The 18,116-nt window shown below is 68.6% G+C and carries 17 protein-coding genes; 9 read left to right on the top strand and 8 right to left on the bottom strand.

Annotation, left to right across the window (positions count from 1 at the left end; translation table 11 throughout):
* The first annotated feature begins 252 nt into the window (after positions 1-252).
* The gene (locus VN779_RS25410) at positions 253-873 is read left to right on the top strand and encodes a DUF47 domain-containing protein (RefSeq protein ID WP_325727729.1); all 621 of its coding nucleotides are present in this window, start codon (positions 253-255) and stop codon (positions 871-873) included.
* 4 nt (positions 874-877) lie between these two features.
* On the top strand, positions 878-1,891 hold the full coding sequence (locus tag VN779_RS25405; protein ID WP_325727727.1) for an inorganic phosphate transporter: 1,014 nt from the start codon (positions 878-880) through the stop codon (positions 1,889-1,891).
* A gap of 128 nt (positions 1,892-2,019) precedes the next feature.
* On the opposite strand, the gene VN779_RS25400 is transcribed toward VN779_RS25405, so the two are convergent.
* Together VN779_RS25400 and VN779_RS25395 are read right to left on the bottom strand one after the other, a co-directional pair.
* A complete protein-coding gene (locus VN779_RS25400; protein ID WP_325727725.1) occupies positions 2,020-3,798 on the bottom strand; it encodes an ATP-binding SpoIIE family protein phosphatase in 1,779 nt (592 codons plus the stop codon).
* 591 nt (positions 3,799-4,389) lie between these two features.
* Complete coding sequence (locus VN779_RS25395) at positions 4,390-4,890, bottom strand: hypothetical protein (protein ID WP_325727723.1); 501 nt, start codon at positions 4,888-4,890, stop codon at positions 4,390-4,392.
* A 77-nt stretch (positions 4,891-4,967) separates the two neighbouring features.
* Between VN779_RS25395 and VN779_RS25390 the strand changes: the two genes are divergently transcribed.
* The 3 genes from VN779_RS25390 (at position 4,968) to VN779_RS25380 (ending at position 7,994) form a co-directional block, all read left to right on the top strand.
* A complete protein-coding gene (locus VN779_RS25390) occupies positions 4,968-5,387 on the top strand; it encodes a hypothetical protein (protein ID WP_325727721.1) in 420 nt (139 codons plus the stop codon).
* Positions 5,388-5,475: 88 nt separating this feature from the next.
* Positions 5,476-7,296: an ABC transporter permease subunit gene (locus VN779_RS25385; RefSeq protein ID WP_325727719.1), complete on the top strand. Its 1,821-nt coding sequence runs from the start codon at positions 5,476-5,478 to the stop codon at positions 7,294-7,296.
* Positions 7,293-7,994, top strand: coding sequence for an ATP-binding cassette domain-containing protein (locus tag VN779_RS25380; RefSeq protein ID WP_325727717.1), 702 nt, complete (start codon positions 7,293-7,295; stop codon positions 7,992-7,994). The genes VN779_RS25385 and VN779_RS25380 overlap by 4 nt, the downstream gene beginning before the upstream one ends.
* Before the next feature lie 7 nt (positions 7,995-8,001).
* On the opposite strand, the gene VN779_RS25375 is transcribed toward VN779_RS25380, so the two are convergent.
* Entirely contained in the window at positions 8,002-9,363 is a 1,362-nt protein-coding gene (locus VN779_RS25375; protein WP_414639754.1) for an ABC transporter substrate-binding protein, read from the bottom strand.
* A gap of 96 nt (positions 9,364-9,459) precedes the next feature.
* On the opposite strand from VN779_RS25375, the gene VN779_RS25370 reads away from it, so the two are divergent.
* Both VN779_RS25370 and VN779_RS25365 read left to right on the top strand, forming a co-directional pair.
* On the top strand, positions 9,460-10,926 hold the full coding sequence (locus VN779_RS25370; protein WP_349260941.1) for an NAD(P)/FAD-dependent oxidoreductase: 1,467 nt from the start codon (positions 9,460-9,462) through the stop codon (positions 10,924-10,926).
* 38 nt (positions 10,927-10,964) lie between these two features.
* Entirely contained in the window at positions 10,965-11,660 is a 696-nt protein-coding gene (locus tag VN779_RS25365) for a DUF6629 family protein (RefSeq protein ID WP_325727711.1), read from the top strand.
* Here the strand turns inward: VN779_RS25365 and VN779_RS25360 are convergent.
* Complete coding sequence (locus VN779_RS25360) at positions 11,632-13,191, bottom strand: MFS transporter (protein ID WP_325727709.1); 1,560 nt, start codon at positions 13,189-13,191, stop codon at positions 11,632-11,634. The two genes, VN779_RS25365 and VN779_RS25360, sit on opposite strands and share 29 nt — an antisense overlap.
* 116 nt (positions 13,192-13,307) lie before the next feature.
* Between VN779_RS25360 and VN779_RS25355 the strand changes: the two genes are divergently transcribed.
* Complete coding sequence (locus VN779_RS25355; RefSeq protein WP_325727707.1) at positions 13,308-14,318, top strand: YafY family protein; 1,011 nt, start codon at positions 13,308-13,310, stop codon at positions 14,316-14,318.
* 57 nt (positions 14,319-14,375) lie between these two features.
* Here the strand turns inward: VN779_RS25355 and VN779_RS25350 are convergent, their stop codons facing one another.
* From VN779_RS25350 to VN779_RS25335, 4 genes are all read right to left on the bottom strand, one after another.
* Positions 14,376-14,957 (bottom strand): hypothetical protein, encoded by a 582-nt coding sequence (locus VN779_RS25350; RefSeq protein ID WP_325727705.1) that lies wholly within the window; start codon positions 14,955-14,957, stop codon positions 14,376-14,378.
* A 120-nt stretch (positions 14,958-15,077) separates the two neighbouring features.
* Positions 15,078-16,601, bottom strand: coding sequence for a hypothetical protein (locus VN779_RS25345; protein WP_325727703.1), 1,524 nt, complete (start codon positions 16,599-16,601; stop codon positions 15,078-15,080).
* A gap of 68 nt (positions 16,602-16,669) precedes the next feature.
* Positions 16,670-16,843 (bottom strand): hypothetical protein, encoded by a 174-nt coding sequence (locus VN779_RS25340; RefSeq protein WP_325727701.1) that lies wholly within the window; start codon positions 16,841-16,843, stop codon positions 16,670-16,672.
* Between the two features lie 51 nt (positions 16,844-16,894).
* On the bottom strand, positions 16,895-17,074 hold the full coding sequence (locus VN779_RS25335) for a hypothetical protein (protein ID WP_325727699.1): 180 nt from the start codon (positions 17,072-17,074) through the stop codon (positions 16,895-16,897).
* A 261-nt stretch (positions 17,075-17,335) separates the two neighbouring features.
* Between VN779_RS25335 and VN779_RS25330 the strand changes: the two genes are divergently transcribed.
* Positions 17,336-17,947, top strand: a complete 612-nt coding sequence (locus VN779_RS25330; RefSeq protein WP_325727696.1) for a TetR/AcrR family transcriptional regulator — start codon at positions 17,336-17,338, stop codon at positions 17,945-17,947.
* Positions 17,948-18,116 lie beyond the last annotated feature (169 nt).

The following is an 18,116-nucleotide window of genomic DNA, read 5'->3' as shown; positions in this document are numbered from 1 at the left end:
GACCGCCTGATCAACGCGTTTTGATCACGCAGCGGTACCAGAAGACCACGACTCAGCGCTCAAGCGGCGCGCGGATGGGCGCGCAGGGCGCATCACGGCTCCGGAGCGTCTAGCATCCTTGTGGTCACGGAACCGAGCAGTTCCTGGACCACCGCTCCAGCCGGTCCGGCGACCCGCGATTTTCGGGGGTATGCGCGCCGACCGGCTTCCGGGGCGGGAAGAGCCCGTCCCACACCCTGCCCGGAGTCCCCTGTGCGCCTGCGTCTGACCCCGAAGGAGCCGAGCTTCTACGACCTGTTCGCGAAGGCCGCGGACAACCTGGTCGTCGGAGCCGCGCTCCTGACCGAACTGCTCGGCACCGACAAGTCCGGGCGAGTGGTCATCGCCGAGCGGATGCGCGATGCGGAGCATGCTGGCGATGAAGTTACCCACGCGATCTACCGCCAGTTGAACTCCTCGTTCATCACGCCTTTCGACCGGGAGGACATTTATCAACTCGCCGGCCGGCTCGACGATGTGATGGATGCCATGGAGGCGGCGGTCGACCTGGCCACGCTCTACCAGGTGGAGTCGCTGCCGCCGGGGGTGGCCGACCAGGTGGACGTGCTGGTGCGGGCGGCCGATCTGACCGCCGAGGCGATGCCGCGGCTGCGCTCGATGAAGAACCTGACCGAGTACTGGATCGAGGTCAACCGACTGGAGAACCAGGCCGACCAGGTCTACCGCAAGCTGCTCGCGCACCTGTTCTCCGGCGAGTACGACGCGATCACGGTGATGAAGCTGCGGGAGATCGTGGAGAACCTGGAGACCGCGGCGGACAACTTCGAGCACGTGGCCAACGCGATCGAGACGATCACGGTCAAGGAGTCCTGAGACCGTGCAGACGCTCGGCCTGATCGCGGTCATCGTGGTCGCCCTCGGCTTCGCTTACACCAACGGGTTTCACGACTCCGCCAACGCGATCGCCACCTCGGTGTCGACACGGGCGCTGACCCCGCGCGTCGCGCTGGTGATGGCGGGGATCATGAACCTGGTCGGCGCCTACGTCGGCCTCCAGCTCGGCGGCGGGGTGACCAAGTCCATCGTCAAGGGCATCATCGGCACTCCGGCGCGCGGCACGAGCGGCCTGGTGGTGGTCTTCGCGCTGCTGGCCGGCGCGATCGTGTGGAACCTGATCACCTGGTACTTCGGCCTGCCCTCTTCCAGTTCACACGCGCTGATCGGCGGCATGGTGGGCGTGGGCCTCGCGGCCGGGCTGAGCGTGCACTGGAACGGGGTCTGGAGCAAGGTCGTGCTGCCGATGCTGATCTCGCCGGTGGTCGGCTTCCTGCTGACCTTCGCCGTGATGATCGGCATCCTGTGGGCGTTCCGGCGCGGCCGGCCCGGCCCGGTGACCCGCGGCTTCCGCATGGCGCAGACCGTGTCGGCCGCCGGGATGGCGCTCGGCCACGGCATCCAGGACGCGCAGAAGACCATGGGCGTGGTGATGCTCGCGCTGATCGCCGGCGGTCACGCGACCGATAGCAGCGCGGTGCCGTGGTGGGTGCTGCTGAGCGCGGCGCTGTCCATCTCGCTGGGCACGTACGCGGGTGGCTGGCGGATCATGCGCACGCTGGGGCGCCGCATCATCGAACTGGACCCGCCACGCGGCTTCGCGGCCGAGACAGTGGCTTCACTGGTGCTCTACTTCACCGCGTTCATCTATCCCGCGCCGGTCTCAACGACGCACATCATCACCGGCTCGATCATGGGCGCGGGGGCGACCAAGCGGAGGAACGCGGTGCGCTGGGGCGTGGCGAAGAACATCGTGTACGCCTGGTGCATGACGATCCCGGCCGCCGCGCTGTGTGGGGCGCTGGTGTACGAGGTCGCGCACCTGATCTTCAGCTAGCCGGCCTGGGGCTGACACCGCGTCAGATGACGTTGTTTCACGTGGATCATGTACTCACTGGCTGACCTAAACCATGCGTCGCTCGTCGGACTGGTTTTATCTGACTGGGTTCTTACCTGAGCGGATTCTCATCTGACTGGGCTGATGGCGGCCGACGGCAGTGCGAACTCGCACCACACCGACTTCCCGGTGTCCAGTTGCCGCGCGCCCCAGGAGGATGCGAGCGCCGCGACGATGCCGATCCCGCGACCGTCCTCGTCGGTGTCATTGGCCAGCCGCCGCCGCGGCAGGTGATCGTCGCCGTCCGAGACGTCCACGATCAGCCTGCGGTCGGTGCGGCGCAGCCGGAGCCGCACCGGCGGCCTGCCATGGATCGCCGCGTTGGCCACCAGTTCGCTCACCGCGAGCACACCGGTGTCACACAGGTCCTCGCCCACGTGCCAGCTGCGTAGCACCCCGGAGGCGAAGGCACGGGCGTGCGCCGCGATCTCGGTGCCGCCGACCAGGTCGATTCCGGCGGAGCGGAACAGCTCGGCCCGTTCTCCCTGCCAGCGCGGCACATGCACGACCAGCAGCGCCACGTCGTCGTCATGGTCGGCGGCCAGGTCCATCCCGGCCAGCAACTCGTCCCGGACCAGGTCCACCGGACCGATCCGGCGCGGCGCGTGCTGTTCGGCCGAGCGCGGGGCGGCCAGTTGCGGCGCGCCGGCCAGGATCTTGCGCAGCCGGCTGAGCTGGCCGTCAAGGTCGATACCGCGCCGCTCGATCAATCCATCGGTGAAGAGCGCCAGGTAGGAGCCCGGCGGGACCGCGATGCAGGCCTCCTGCCAGGTCCATTCGCCGGTGCCGAGCGGCGGGCCCCCGGCGGCGTCGAGTTCGACGACCGCGCCATCCGGCAAGCGCAGAAGTGGTGCCGGGTGGCCGGCGCTGGCGTAGGTGAGCACATGATCGTCGGGGTCGTAGACCGCGTAGACGGCAGTCGCCAACGCGCCGAAATCGCAGGCGCCCGCGGTCGCCGAGCCCTCGGCGTAGGCGACGCCTTCGAGTTCGGCCGCGTGCCGGTCAAGATGCAGCAGCAGCTCGCCTGGCGGCAGATTGGCCGCGGCGTAAGCGCGCACCGCGGCGCGCAGCTGGCCCATCACCGCGGCGGCATGCACCCCGCGGCCCATCACGTCGCCCATGACGAAGGCGGTGCGTCCGCCGCCGAGCGGGATCACGTCGTACCAGTCGCCGCCGACCTGGTATTCGCCGGGTTCGTTGCCGCGCCGCCAGAAGTCCGGCGCGTACTCAAGCTGGTGGTCTGCCGCACCCGGCAGATAAACGCCCGCGATACGCAGGTCGTCTGGTTGAGACAGTCGCTGCGGTAACAGCGAACGCTGTAGGGCGACCGCCGCATACCGATGCCGCCGCTCCCCCGCGCGCAGCCGATCTACGGCAGCGGCCTGGTCAGTGCAGTCGATGATGTTGAGGAGTGCACCGGTAACCGAGCCGCCCTCGGGTTGATGCACCGGCGAGCACGTCACCCGAAGGACGGCGGGCCGCTTGGCGGCGCCATATCCGTTAACGCGCACCTCGGGCGCGGTATAGACGGTGCCGGTGGCGTAGACATGGTCAAGCGCGTCTAGCAGTCCCAGCTGCTCGAATTGCGGGACCAGCCCAGCCAGCGGACCACAGACGCCGTCCGAGAGGCCGAAGGCGTCCCGGAAGGCGCGGTTGAGGAAGTCGACCCGGTGATCGTGATCGCGCACCAGCGCCACCGCGCCGGGTGCGGCGCCGAAGGCCGCGGCTAGCAGCGCGCCGACCCGTTCGCCGGACGGATAACCGCCACCGGGTTGCAGCAGCGCATCGGTCAGCTCGTCCCCGAACTCGTCGAAGCCGGGCTCGCGCAGTGCGGTGTTCTTCAGCATGGGATTACTCGCGGCAGTCTCGTCTAAGGCTGGGTTGTCTGAGGCTGGGTTGTCTAACGCCGTGTCTAGGGCTGTGCTGTCCAAAGCGGCGCCGTCACGGACGGTCGCGCCCAGAAGACCGGCGAAGTCCTGCGGGGTCGACTGACGCGGGACGGCGTGGCCAGGCAAGACAGGGTGATCAGGCAAGGCGGGGTGATCAGGCAATACAGCGTGGTCGGGCAACGCCGCAGACGGCGCGTCGGGCTTCCATGACACGGGTAGTGGCGTCCTCTCCAAGTGCCCGCCGCTCGGCTCCCGACCGTACGCACGTCTCGTCAGCTTCCGGTCGGCGGCGCGGACGGAGCCGCGCATTCGGAGCCGGACCACTCGCCCCACCCGGAACAGCAGGTGAGGCCAGTCTGCCGGACTGGGCAGCGTGGGGAGGGGGACTGCCACGATCAACCATTCGATCGAGGGACAACCGGGACCGGCTCTGGCCGCGTTCGGCCAGGCTGGCGACGGTTCCCGGCCACTCACCCGAACGGAGGACCCCGAACGGAGGACGCGGAAGCCGTCGCTAGACGAGGATCAGCATTGCTGCGCGATGAAGTGCTATGAACAGCCCGGAATCGCTCCGGAGCTGCCTCCCCCTTGGGCCGCGGCGAGCTGCAACAGGCCGCACAACGTGCTGTCGGCGACCAGCCACTGACCGTTCTGCTTGATCGCCTTGCCGGCCATACCGCCCATCATCACCGTGCCGTTGAGCGCGATCTGGTAGGTCACGTCCGCGTCGTTCGCGTCGGGGAAGGTGACCTTCTGCACGGTCGCGCTGGCCTGCCCGACCCGCGGATCGGCGGCGAAGGCCTGCAGCGCCGGTTTCATGGTCGTGGTGCCGTTCTGCAGCAGGGTTTCCTTCTGGCTGATCGGGGTGTCCTTGGAGAAGAAGGACTGCCAGACCTGGGTCACCGCGGCGGTGTCGGCGCTCTGGCCGCCTGCGGCGGACGCGCCGGTGGAAGCGGAGGACGAAGCGGACGAGCTGTTACCGGAACTGCCGCACCCGGCTAACAGCGCCACACCCGCCAAAGGGATGAGGATACGGACGAGGAGCCTCATGATTACCGCCTCTCCCGCACGACACGGTTCTGCCATACCATCATGGCGCGGTTGGGCCAATTTGTTGAGGGGTGCCGGTGGTTGTCCGCTTTGGTCCCGGTGTCGATGTCGGCTGGGTGGTGGCCGCCGTGGGGGCCGGGCTGGAGATCGTCGGCTGGTACCAGGTCTCCGGGCAGCCCACCGAAGCGCAGCAGTTGCCCTATCTGGCCTCCGCCACGATCCCGGGAGCGGCGCTGATCGTCGCAGGTGCGGTCTTGATCGCGGCGCGGCGGCGGCCGGAGGCGACCGGACGCAGCGGCAGGGTGGCCGTGGTGCGCACGGTTCGACGCGATGGGCTTTGGGCCGTGCCGGACGGCAGTTACCTCCATCGCGGCGACTGTCCGCTACTCGACGGCAAGGCGGAGGCTTTCGAGGTGCCGCTGGACGGGGACGGCTCAGGCTCGACGCCGAGCCGCGCCTGCCCCATCTGCGAGCCAGACCTGATCACCGCCGCGTAGGCGGGGGCGCAGACCGTGGCATCCAGGTGCGGAGGACGGATCCGGCCGAGGTGGGGGTCGTGAAAGCCGTGAAAATACGCTCATCGGTGTGCCTCGGGCACCCGGCGCGCTGGTTGGCCCGAGGCCGGAAGCGATGAGTGCGGGGGCCGGACAACTCGCGGTCGCGGGACTCGGGATCGGTGCGGTGGCCGGGCTCTCCGGGCTCGGCGTCATCGCGACGTACCGCGTCACCGGAGTGCTTAACGTCGCCTTCGGTGCGATTGGCATGATGGGCGCGTTTCTGCTGCGCGCGGCCGTACGGGATTGGGGCATGCCGACTGCGGTCGCGGTGGTGCTGATCTTGCTGGTTGCGGCTCCGCTTTTCGGGTTGCTCATCGACGCGGCGATCTTCCGTCCGCTCCAGCAGCGTGCCGCCGGGGTGGCGGCTGAGCTCACCGCCGGATTCGGCATCACGGTGCTTTTGGTCGGCATCGCCACAGCGGTGTGGGGCTCCGGAGCACGTACGGACGCGCCATCGTTGCTACCTGCCGGATCGGTGCAGCTCGGCGGGCTGACTGTCCCGGTTGGGGTCTTGGTCGAGCTCGGGCTGTTGGCCGTCGTCGCCGCGGGTTTGGTGCTCCTTGCGCGCGGCCGCACGTTCGGCGTGGCGATTCGGGCCGTGGTCGACGATCGTGGCTTAGCGGAGCTGAGCGGTCTTCCGGCCCGGCGGCTCGGGCGGTTGGGCTGGGCGGTGGGCTGCACGCTCGCGGCGGCGGCCGGAATGCTGCTCGCTGCGCAGTTGCGGCTCGACCCGGTCACCTTCACGTTGGTGCTGTTCGAGACGCTGGGTGTCGTGGTGGCCGCGCGGCTGGTCAATCCGGCGGTCGCCATCGCGGTGGCGCTGGCGACCGGGATCGGCCAGGCCGAGCTGATCGGTGTGCAACTCGGCGGCAGGCCCGGCGAAGTGCTTGCTGCGGTGCGCTCGAATCTCTTCGTCGCGGTGCTGTTAGTGGCGGTGTGGGTGGCTCCAGCCTTCCAAGAAGCGCGGGAACGCGTATCGGTCGTGCCGCGTAAGGGCACGCTGGCCGAACACATTGGCGGCTGGTGGCCGGTCGTCGCTCTAGGCGTTGCGGCGGCGTGGCTGCGACCGCAGGACATCGGTACCGCGCAGCTCATCCCGCCACTCGCGGTGGTGCTGCTTTCCTTTCGCGCGCTCAGTTCGGTGGGCCTAGTCTCGCTCGGGCAAACCGCGTTCGTGGGCGCGGGCGCGCTAGTGGCCGCTTGGACGCCACGCTTCGGCTTGATCGCGGCGGCGGCTGCCGGCGCGCTGCTCGGCTTGCTCTTCGCCTTGCCGGTGGCGCGCAAACGGCCCCTTCACTTGGCGCTGACCACGCTCGCGCTGGCCACTGCCGCGAGCCGGTTCATGTTCGAGCAGCCGTTGTTCACGCCGCCGTTCGCGCATCGTCCCGGTTACCTTTCCGGCGACCGCGTGTTCCTGCTGGCCGAGGTGATCTGTTTAGGCGCGGTGGCGTTCGCTCTGCTGCCGCTGGATCGGGGGTGGGTCGGTCGGCGGCTTGCCGCGACCCGGGACAGCGAACCGGCGGCCCGGATGCTCGGCGGCGACGTGGAACGCATTCGGGTCCTGGTCTTCACCGGTGGCGCGGCGGTGGCGGCGTTCGGTGGGGCGCTGTGGGTGTACGCGGCCGGGGCGTTCGACGCCAGCGACTTCGATCCGCTACGCGGCCTGATCTGGTTGGCGGCGGCGACGGCCGTCGGCATTTCCAGTGCGCCGTCGCTGATCCTGGCGGCGGCCGGGATGGTGGCAGCGGACGCGGCCATTCCCGGGGCTTCCGCGATCATCGTAGGAATCGCGGCGCTGACGGTTCCGTGGCTCCGTGGCGAGCCAGTGCAGCCGAAGGCCGCGCTATGACTGTGGCCATGCGGTGCTCTGAGGTGCGCGTGCGGTACGGCGGCATCGAGGTCCTACACGGCGTGGGCCTCGCGGTTCCGTTCGGAGTCGTTACCGCACTCGTCGGCCCGAACGGTGCCGGGAAGTCCACGCTGCTGAACTGGTGCGCGGGGGCTGCGAGCACGGCGACCAGCGCGGGCGGGAGCCTAGAACTGACGCGTACGAAAGCAAGCGAACCTCTCGCCGACGCTACGTCATGGTCCGCGACGCGTCGTGCTGCATCGGGTCTACGTGTTGTGCGCTCCGGCGTGAACGTGTTCCAAAGCCTGACGGTCAAGGAGAATCTGCTGGCCGGGGGCGACCCGGAGCGAGGTCTGGAGAACGCGCTGGCGCTCTTCCCGGAGCTTGAGCCACTGCTCTCGCAGCGAGCTGCGACGCTGTCTGGTGGCCAGCGGCAATTGCTGGCAATCGCAAGCGCCCTCGGCAGCCGATGGCGCGTGCTGCTCGTCGACGAGCCGGTTCAGGGCATAGCGCCAGAGTTGGCTGATCGCGTTTTCGGAGCGTTGGCCGCAGCGGTTACGCCGGACTGCGCGGTACTCGTCGCCGACCCGGTAACGCGTCGCGCGGCGGAGTTTGCCGACTTTGTCTGGCGGCTGGAACGTGGCCGCATCGTCTTTGCGGGCGAGGCCGCAGAACTAACGCAGGGTTCGAGTGGCTAAGGCATGCCTAGGGTGCGTATGAGATCACCGGGCCGGTAAAGCAGTTCGTGTTCATATCCGGCACCTGCGTTACCCAGCCGCCCTTCCCGCCCTCGGCAGAGTCCTGCCAGCGCGCGACGTTGAGGCAGCCGTTCTGCGTCGACTTCGGCTGCGAGACCACGAAGTCGGTCGGGAGAATCAGGCCGTGCGCGTCGTACTTTTGCGGTCGATTCATGAACTGTTCGATGCAGGCACGGGAAACGGATGCACCGCAGGACGCGACCGCGTCAGTCAGCCACTGTGCCGACGCCCAGCCTTCCAGCTCCCACATGGAGAGCTTGTCCTGCCGGTCCGGGAAATATTTCTGCATCGCGGCGCGGAAGGCCGCCACCTCAGGATATTTCGTGTCCGCGTAGTTGCGGTCGGAGGACGTCGCATACAGCACGTTGCGGCAATGCGGCGCGGCGGAGTAGGTGCTCGCGACAGTCTGGTCCCAGCTCTGCACGGTGGTGACCTTGGCGATGAGGCTGAGGCCGACCTGATCGATCGCCGCGCACAGGCGACCGTTGCCGCTGGTGTCGATGGCGTCGAAGACGACCTGCACTCCGCGAGCCTTGAGATCCGACGCGGTAGCCGCGAAGTTCGGCAGCGCGAAATCCACCTGCTCGCTGACGACGGAGTAACCCGCAGCGCGCAGGCCAGCCGCCGTATATTGCGCGAAGCGGACCGAGTCGGGCTGGTTGTACGCGACGATGGCTGCGATGTGTGCGCCTAGCCGCTGCTTGAAGTACTCGTACACCTCGGTGCCCCCGTACAGTCGGCCATTCCAACCGACTGTGCCCTGACGCGGTTCGTCCGAGCCGTAGATGGCGTAGAGGTGCGGGTACTGGTCGTATGCCTGCCCAATCGGCTGCCCGCCGACATCAGGCACGTCTTGTGAGCTCACGTACGCGGCGCCCGCGTATTCGAGGATCGAGTTTCCTGCAAAGGCGAACACGTGGTCCGTGTCGATCAGCTTGTGCACACACTGCTTGTTGCCTAGGCCACTTCCGCTGTCATCGCACTGGTCGACGACGATCTTGCGGCCGTTGACGCCGCCCGTGGCATTGAGCGCGTCGAAGAAGGCGCGCGCTCCATAGCCGGGCCCAGAGAAGGCGTCGACGCCCAGGGCGCTGGTGATCGAGTCGATCATGCCGACCTTGATCTGCGTCGCGGACACGCCGTCGATGAACACGTTGGCCGGCGAGGCGGCAGCTTGGCTGAACGCGCTGGCCGGCAGTCGGGTACCGCAGCCGGTGAGCGCGCCGAGCAGGAGGAACGCGGCCACGGCGCGCCACGCTTTTGGGCTCTTAGCCACGCCGCTGGCCTTCCCCACGGGCACCGCTGCCATGCCGTGCGGCCCGGCGGCGTGGGCTGAGTGGACCACGCGGTACGCCGGGCGGAGGATTGGCGTGTGTCTGAATCCAACGCTGAGTCGTTCAACACCGTGACTGAATCCAATACCGCGCCCGAACCCAACACACCAACCGAGGACGTATTCGACGTCATCGTGATCGGCGCCGGCCCGGTCGGTGAGAACGTCGCCGACCGCACCCGCGCCGCCGGGCTGACCACCGCCCTGATCGAGAGCGAACTGGTCGGCGGCGAGTGCTCCTACTGGGCCTGCATGCCGAGCAAGGCGCTGCTGCGGCCGGTCGCCGCCCTGGCCGAGGCGCGAGCGGTGGCCGGTGCCCGCGAGGCGGTGACCGGGAAACTCGACGCCGCAGCGGTGCTCGCCCGTCGCGACGAATTCACTTCGCACTGGAAGGACGACGGGCAGGTCGGCTGGGTTGATTCGATCGGCGCGGTGCTGGTGCGCGGTCATGGACGGCTCGCCGGGCCGCGCCGGGTCGAGGTCGACACGCCGGACGGCGGCGTACGGCGATTGGCGGCGCGGCACGCGGTCGCGGTGTGCACCGGCAGCGCCGCGCTCATCCCCGATCTGCCGGGCGTCGCGCGGGCCAAGCCGTGGACCAGCCGCGACGCGACCAGCGCCAAGGAGGTGCCCGGCCGGCTGGTGATCGTCGGTGGCGGCGTGGTCGGCGTCGAGATGGCCACGGCCTGGCGTGCGCTCGGCTCCGAGGTGACGTTGCTGATCCGGGAGTCGGCGCCGCTGCCGCGGATGGAACCCTTCGTCGGCGAGATGATCGCGGCCGGCCTGAGCGACGCGGGCGTCAAAGTACGCACCGGCGTCAGCGTGACCGGACTCGATCGGCCGACGCCTGATGGACCGGTCAGTGTGCTGCTGCACGATGGTCAGAAGATCGAAGCGGACGAGGTTCTTCTTGCCGTCGGCCGCACGCCGCGCACCGGTGACCTGGGTTTGCAGACCATCGGCCTGGAGCCCGGCTCCTGGCTGCGGGTGGACGACTCGTGCCGGGTGCAGGGCGTGGACGGCGACTGGTTGTTCGCGGTCGGCGACGCGAATCACCGTGCCCTGCTGACGCATCAGGGCAAGTATCAGGCGCGTATCGCGGGCGCGGCGATCGGTGCGCTGGCGCGCGGCGAATCGCTTGATTTGCGGCCGTGGAGCGCGCACGTGGCGACGGCCGACATCGCCGCGGTGCCGCAGGTCATCTTCACCGAACCGGAGGTCGCGTCGGTCGGCAAGACCGCGGACGAGGCCCGCCGGGCGGGAGGCAATGTGCGCGTTGTCGACTACGACCTCGGCCAGGTCTCCGGAGCATCGCTTTTCGCGGACGGATACCGGGGTAAGGCCCGCATGGTCGTCGATCTGGATCGCGCAATCCTGCTCGGCGTGACCTTCGTCGGTTCCGGCGTCGGCGAGTTGCTGCACTCCGCGACAGTCGCGGTGGCGGGTGAGGTGCCGATCGACCGGCTTTGGCACGCCGTGCCTTCGTACCCGACGATGAGCGAGATCTGGCTGCGGCTCTTGGAGACCCTCCGCGGCTGATCGTCGAGAGTACGTCGGCAAGGAACGGAAACAGCGCCATGTGTTGGAGCCCGACCGCGGACCTCGTCGCAGGATGCGCGATCACCGCGGTCGGGGCGCTGTGCATCGCGAGCACTCGCCGAGCCCGCGACCTGCCCCTGGCCGCGCTTCCCGTGCTACTGGGCGTGCATCAGCTGATCGAGTCTGTGGTCTGGCGCAACGCCGATAACGCGGCCGACGCTGGCGTTAACACTCATGCGATCGGCGGTACAGCGGTGCTGCTGTGGGTGATGATCGCCTTTCCCCTGCTACCCGCGTTCGTGCCGCTTGCAGTATTGATTGCGGCCTCACACTGGAGCCGGTTTCGTATCGCACCGTTCGTGCTGATCGGCTTGGCAGTCTCGGCAGTGCTCGGATACGTGATCGCTGCCGGTCCGGTATCCGCAGAGCCTGCCGGTCACACGATGCGTTACGCCGTTCAGCCGATTCCCTTTGGCGCATTGGTAGTCGTCGGCTATCTCATCGCGACCATCGGTTCGCTGCTCGTCAGCGACCAGCCGGAGATCCGCCTGCTCGGACTCGTGACCGCCGCAGGCGCGCTGGTTTGCTACGTACTCTGGCAAACCGAGTTCGTCTCCACCTGGTGCGCGTTGGCCGCCGTAGCCAGTGCACTGATTCTGCACTGGCTACGGCGGCCAAGGAAACGCAGGCCCGCGCCTGATCCGCTTAGACGGTCACGGATTCCCGCTCGATGAGTTCGTCCAGCTCGACGGACGCGGTGCCCTCAGCCCCGCCTTCAGCTGCGGCTGCGGCGACCGGACCCTCAGCCGAACCGTGTCCCGTGCGCCGGGCGTGGCGCGGCAAGAGGAAGCCGAGCGCGAAGGCGGCGGCAACCAGGGCGAGCGTGATCAGGGTGACCCGCTCGGCGGCGGCGAAGAAGGTAGCCGTCCCGGCGTGCGCGCCGATCATCCCGAAGAACACCGTGCCCAGACCCGCGACGCCGACCGAGGCGCCGAGCTGCTGCAGCGACTCCAGGATCGCTGAGGCCGAACCGATCTCGCGGTCGCTGATCTCGCCCATGATGATGTCGAAAAGCGGGACGAAGATCATGCCCATGCCGAAGCCGTAGCCGCCGAGCACCGGAGCCAGGCTCCAGCCGCTCAGGCCGGTGTGTGAGTGCACGAACACCAGGTACAGGCCGATCAGGCTGGCCGCCATGATGGTCAGGCCCAGGTGCACGATCCGGCGGCCCAGCTTGTGCATCATGGTGGCGCCGAAGCCGGAGCCGAAGAACGCGCCGACCGCCCACCAGACCATGGCCAGCGCCGCGCGCACCGGGCTGTAGCCGAGGCCGAGCTGCAACAGCAGGCCGGTCACCAGGGAGAAGCCGACGATCGCGCCGAAGAAGACCAGGGTGAACAGGGTGCCGCCGGCGTACGAGCGCTTGGTCAGGACACTGAACTCGACCAACGTGCTCACGCCGCGGCGGGTGCGGCGGGCCTGGTGCGCGGCGAACAGGGCGAACGCCGCGATCGCGCCCGCGCCCACCCCGGCGAGCCAGGACGGCCAGCCCAGCTCGCGGCCCTGGACCAGCGGGTAGACCAGCAGGAACATCGCGACCCCGGCCAGCACCGCGCCCGTACCGTCCAGCCGCACGGTCCGCCCGGAACGCGCGCCGCGCGGCAGCGCCTTCAGACCGGCGAGCAGTGCGAAGAGCGCCAGCGGAACGTTGATGCCGAAAACCATGCGCCAGCCGGTGCCGAACAGGTTCGCGTCGATCAGCGTGCCGGCCACGACCGGGCCGAGGATGGTGGACAGGCCGATCACCGGGCCGAGCGCGCCGAACGCCTTGCCGAGTTCCTGCGGCGGGAACAGGTCGCGCAGCAGCCCGAAGCCCTGCGGGATCATCACCGCGCCGAACAGGCCCTGCACGACGCGCGCCGTGATGAGCAGTTGCGGATTAGGCGTGATGGCGCAGCCGAGCGAGGAGATCGCGAAGCCCGCGACGCCGATCATCAGCATATTGCGCCGGCCGAACAGGTCGCCGAGCCGCCCGCCGGTCATCAGGCCGACGGCGAGGGCGAGGGTGTACCCGGCGGCGATCCACTGGATGTCCGCGTAGGAGGCGCCCAGGTCCCTGCGGATCGACGGCGCCGCGACGTTGACGACCGTCGAGTCCAGCAGGTTCATGATGAGCGCGGCCAGGACCGCGAAGAAGCCGAGCCAGCGGTGGGCCGGGGCCGGGTCGATTGCGCCGGTCGTGGTCTCAGTCTCGGTACTTGTCATCACGACCTCCGATGTCGCGCTCTGCACGGCTGCTGGGTTCGCTGTGTTTTCCATGCCTCAAGCTTCGCGCGCAATCAGGAACACTTGGTTCCTAATGTGCAGGCAGAATAGTTTGTATGTTGGAGACCTCGGCACGACTGCTGCGGCTACTGTCGCTTTTGCAGACCCCGCGCGAGTGGACCGGCTCTGAGCTGGCCGATCGCCTCGGCGTGACCACCCGAACGGTGCGTAACGATGTTGGCCGGCTGCGCGATCTCGGCTATCCGGTCAACGCGACGCGAGGGGCGGTAGGGGGGTACAAGCTCGCGGCCGGAGCGAACGTGCCGCCGCTGCTGCTCGACGACGAGGAAGCGGTCGCCGTCGCGGTCGGGCTGCGTACCGCGACCGTCGGCTCGGTGGCCGGGATCGAGGAATCGGCGCTGCGTGCACTCGCGAAGCTGGAGCAGGTTCTTCCGGACCGCTTGCGCCGTCGCATCAATACCCTGCAGAGCTACACCGTCGCGGTTCCGCCGGCTCCGGACCGCAAGGGCTCCCGGGTCTCCGCGGAGGTGCTGACCACGATCACCGTCGCCTGCCGGGACCGGGAGCGGCTGCGCTTCGACTACCGCTCGCACGACGGGACCGCGAGTCGCCGCGACGTCGAACCGTATCGCTTGGTCAACTGGGGCCGGCGTTGGTACCTAGTCGCCTGGGACGTGCAGCGCGATGCCTGGCGCACGTACCGGGTGGACCGGGTCGAACCGCGGGTGCCGACCGGTCCGCGTTTCACTCCGCGCGAGCTGCCCGACGAGGACTTGGCCGGCTATGTCGCCCGCGGCGTGTCGACCGCCGCGTGGCGGTACCGAGTGCGGATCACCGTGCACGCTCCAGCCGAAGTCATAGCGGACCGGCTACCGCCCTCGCTCGGTCCGGTGGAAGCGGTCGACCAGGAGACCTGCGCGGTCGTGCTGGGCAACAACGATGTGGAGATGCTCGCGGTCTGGCTCGGCGCGCTCGGCCGGGAGTTCGAGTTCGATCGTGACGAGGCGCCCGAGCTGGCTGAGCATCTACGAGCATTGGCCGATAGATATGGCCGCGCCGCGGGCGGCTTTTCAGCTACCCGCGGCGCGGAACCTGCTCCCGCGTAATGGCGGACGCGGGGATTTAGGACAGATTCGGGTTCGACGATCCGACTGTCAGCATTGTCAGTGGCGCAAGGTGACGAAGTGGTGCACCAGCGGCCAGTAGCCGTGTCCTGCGTTGGCCAGGATGCTCTCGACCTGACCGGCCAGGTAGTTGACCTGACCCGCGATCTGGTCCGCCGAGGCGTTCGACCAGTAGAGCGACCACAGCTGACCGTCGATGTGCCACAGCTTGAGCTGGTCGGACCAGCTGAGCACGGTCGGCTTGGCCATGATGAACTGGTAGGCCACGCCGACGGTCTGGCAGTTGACGCAGTCCACGTTGACCGCGGAGCCGTAGTTGCTCGCGTTCACCGAGGACGGCACCTTGCCGTCGGCGATGATCTGGAACGCGATGGCGACGCTGTGGCAGCCGGTGCAGTGGCTGGAGTCGGCGTCGGCGACGTTCGAGGCGTTGATGGAGCTGCTGAACAGCTGGCGCACCTGGAACGACACGTCGAAGGCGTGCCGATGGCCCGAGGTGGCGTTGCTGTGCGCGTAGTTGGACGCGGAGGCGGCCTGGGCGGTGCCGCCGGCGATCAGGGTGCTGAATCCCATGGCCAGCGCGGCGACCAAGGTCACGGCCCGCTTCGGACGGAGTTTCATGGCTGTTCCCTTCTGGTGCTGCGGTTTAGACGGTGCAGTGCTTATCGGCGGTACGGTGCTTGTCGGCGGTGCGGTGCTTTTCGGTGGTTCTTCGGCGCGTTCGGCTCGAGTCAGCGGCAGTCAGCGCCGGTGCCGTCCGCGGTGCCTCGGATGAGCGCGCTTCACGTGCGCCCAACGCGCATGTGTGGCGTGGGCGAGCAGGCGCACGCAGCGGATGAGCACTTTGACGGCCAGCCAGGTCAGCCCGATCGCGGGAATCGCGAGTAGCGCTAGGCCGACCGCGTCCAGCGTCATCTGCGACCACTGGTGGCTCAGGGCGTCATCGTGCACCGCGCGGGCGAACGCTCTGCCGGAGGCGATCTCCGTGCGGCTTAGCGCGGGCAGATGCCAAAGCAGCCAGGCCAGCTCGCCGAGCAGCAGCGGAACGGTAAACAGCACCCACGCGGTCACGGCCACCCGCGCGCCGCGCCGCAGGTCGCTTGAGCCGCCTGCGGCGCGGCCTTGGGCACCCGAGCCGGAGGAGCGCGGGCCGGCTGGGAGTAGGCCGCGCAGGATCGGGCGGATCCGGCCGAACAGATCCGGCACTCCGGCGAGATCAGCCAGCAGGAAGTAGCCGTCGAAGCGCAGCACCGGCAGCAGCTGGTCCAGGATCTCGAAGTGCACGAACAGGATCGCGGCCAGGAACACCGGCCGTCCGGTCCCGGCGTAGCAGCCGGCGAGGGCGAGGATGAAGATCGTGTTGAAGTAGACGCCGCCGAGGTCGGTGCGCAGTCGACCGCGCCGGCCGACCCGGTACACGTCGGTCACGTCCGTGTAGAGCGAGGGCCAGATCAGGAAGATGCCGAAGCCGATGCGGCCGGGCCGGGCGCCGGAGTAGTGGCAGGCGGAGGCGTGTCCGAACTCGTGGAACACCGCTGACGCCAGGCCGAGGCTCAGCACGACGACGATGAGCAGCGGCTGCTTGATCACCGAGAGCAGCGGGCCGGCCGCCCCGTGCAGGGCGAACAGCCAGACATCGAGGCCGATGGCGGCCAGCAGCACCGCAGCGACGATGAGCGGCCGGTGCAGCCAGGCCAGCATTCGTGCGAGGAACCCGACCTGGCGTGCGCCGACGAGGGTGCCGCGGCCGCGCAGCGCGAGCAGCAGGTCGGTGCGCGGCAGCGGAGTCTTGAGGCCGTCCGCAGGCAGAACGAGCCCGGCCGGCTGAAGCTTGTTTTCAATGAGGTAGGCGACGTTCTCGGCGGTGACCTCGCGGCCGAAGCCGGCGGTCACCTCGTCCGCGATCGCGGACAGGTCGCTGGCCCCGTCGATTCCGCGTAGCACCAGGTCGAGCAGCAAGGTCAGCTGGACTACCTGGCCGTCGGCGCGTCGCACGAGGTAGCGCGGTTCCGCGTAGCCGGAGCCTTGATACTCGCCGAAGAAGTCGAGGCCGGGGGCGGGCCTCGGCACCATCGCCGCGGCGGTCGCGGCGGGCTCGGCCTCGGCCGCGGATTCGGCCGCGACCCCGGCTTGGCCGGCCTGCGCGGCTTCCTGCGCCGTCTGCTCAAGCACCCGGGCTTCGGGCTCGATCCCGTCACGAGAGCTGGCCTCTTCCGGGGACTCAGCGCGCGTTCGCGTCTCGGTCTGCGGCTCGGCGATGGTCATCGCTGGTCCTTGCCTAGGGCGGTTCGGTGGCGGGAGCCGGGGTTCGGCCCCCGCCACCGAGGGATCCGCTAGCCGATCTTGATGCTCTGCCCGGCGACGGCCGTGGCACTGGAGCAGAAGGAGCCGAGGTTCAGAGCGACCGCCGTGTTGTGGGCGTTGACCCAGGCGACGGTCACGGTGCCGAGCGCCTCCCGGCGGGGGAGGAGCGCTACGGACTGCTCGCGCAGTTCGGTGACGTTCATGTGTTTTCCTTACTGGCTTACTGGATGGGATCACGCGGTCAGGGCGATAGGTCACCCAACGCTGATGCTCTGGACGGCCACCGCCGTCGCGCTCGAGCCGCCGGAGAACACGTTGGCGGCCAACGCCGTGTTGTAGGCGTTGACGCTGGCGATGGTCAGCTTGAAGTAGTGCAGGGCCTCGCGGCCGGGCAGCAGCTCGACCGGCTGCTCACGCAGTTCCTTGAGTTCCATGAAAGTCACCTCCTTTACCGGAACCATTGGACTCACATACCTGCATTACGACACCGCCCACCAAGCTTGTCAAGACGATACGTATCGTTTCTTTGGTGGTATCTTGACTGTCCGCACAGGTACCACGCGCGCGAGTCTCCGGTACTCTGGTCTGACCCCCATCGCTCTGCGAGACGGTCCGTCTACACAGTCCGCCCCAGGACCAACACCACAACCAGGACCGTCGGCGCGGCGCCATCCCGAGAAGGCACCCAAGCCGCGATGCCGAACCAGCCGCCGAGTTCGGGTCCACCGCCGTCCACCGGCCGGGCCCGCAACCCGCACACCCACCAGGCGATCCTGAACGCCACGGTGGAATTGCTCGGCGAGATCGGCTATCAGGATCTGAGCATCGAGCGGGTCGCCGCGCGGGCCGGCGTCGGCAAGGCCACGATCTACCGCTGGTGGAACTCCAAGAGCGCCCTCGTGATCGAGGCGATGGAGCACGGGATGCCGCTCTCCCCGCCGCCGCATACCGGGGATCCGCGCACCGATCTGCGCGCCACCATCCAGACCGCGGTACACACGTACTCGGGTTCGGCGGCCGGTTCGACCGTGCCCGCACTGGCCGCCGACATTCCACGCGATCCGTCGACCGCCGCCCGGCTGCGGCAGTTCCTGCGGCCACGCCGCGACGCCGCTCGCGAGGTACTGCACCAGGCCGCCGCGGTCGGGGCGCTCCCCGTGGACGTCGATATCGAGACAGTGATCGACCTCTTCGTCGGGGCGATCTTCTACCGCAGCCTGGTGCGCGGTTTGGCGGTCGACGATGCGATGGTTGAGCAACTACTGGAGTTGATCCTTGACGGCCGACTACCGCGTACCGGCAACTAGTGTGAGCAGCACCGATACCTGACGGGACGTCAGAAGCGTTGCGGACGCGGTGGAGCGAAGACCGGCGCGAGACGGACCGTCTCGACTAACGCGTGTTTTGGAACTATGCGCTGCGGCTTCGACGACGCGGTCAGATGCGGTACGGCAGCTGGTCTTCCGCCTCGATCTC

Source organism: Actinocrinis sp. (genome assembly GCF_035605935.1).
Classification (GTDB): Bacteria; Actinomycetota; Actinomycetes; order Streptomycetales; family Catenulisporaceae; genus Actinocrinis.
This window is presented reverse-complemented; position numbering and strand designations above follow the sequence as displayed.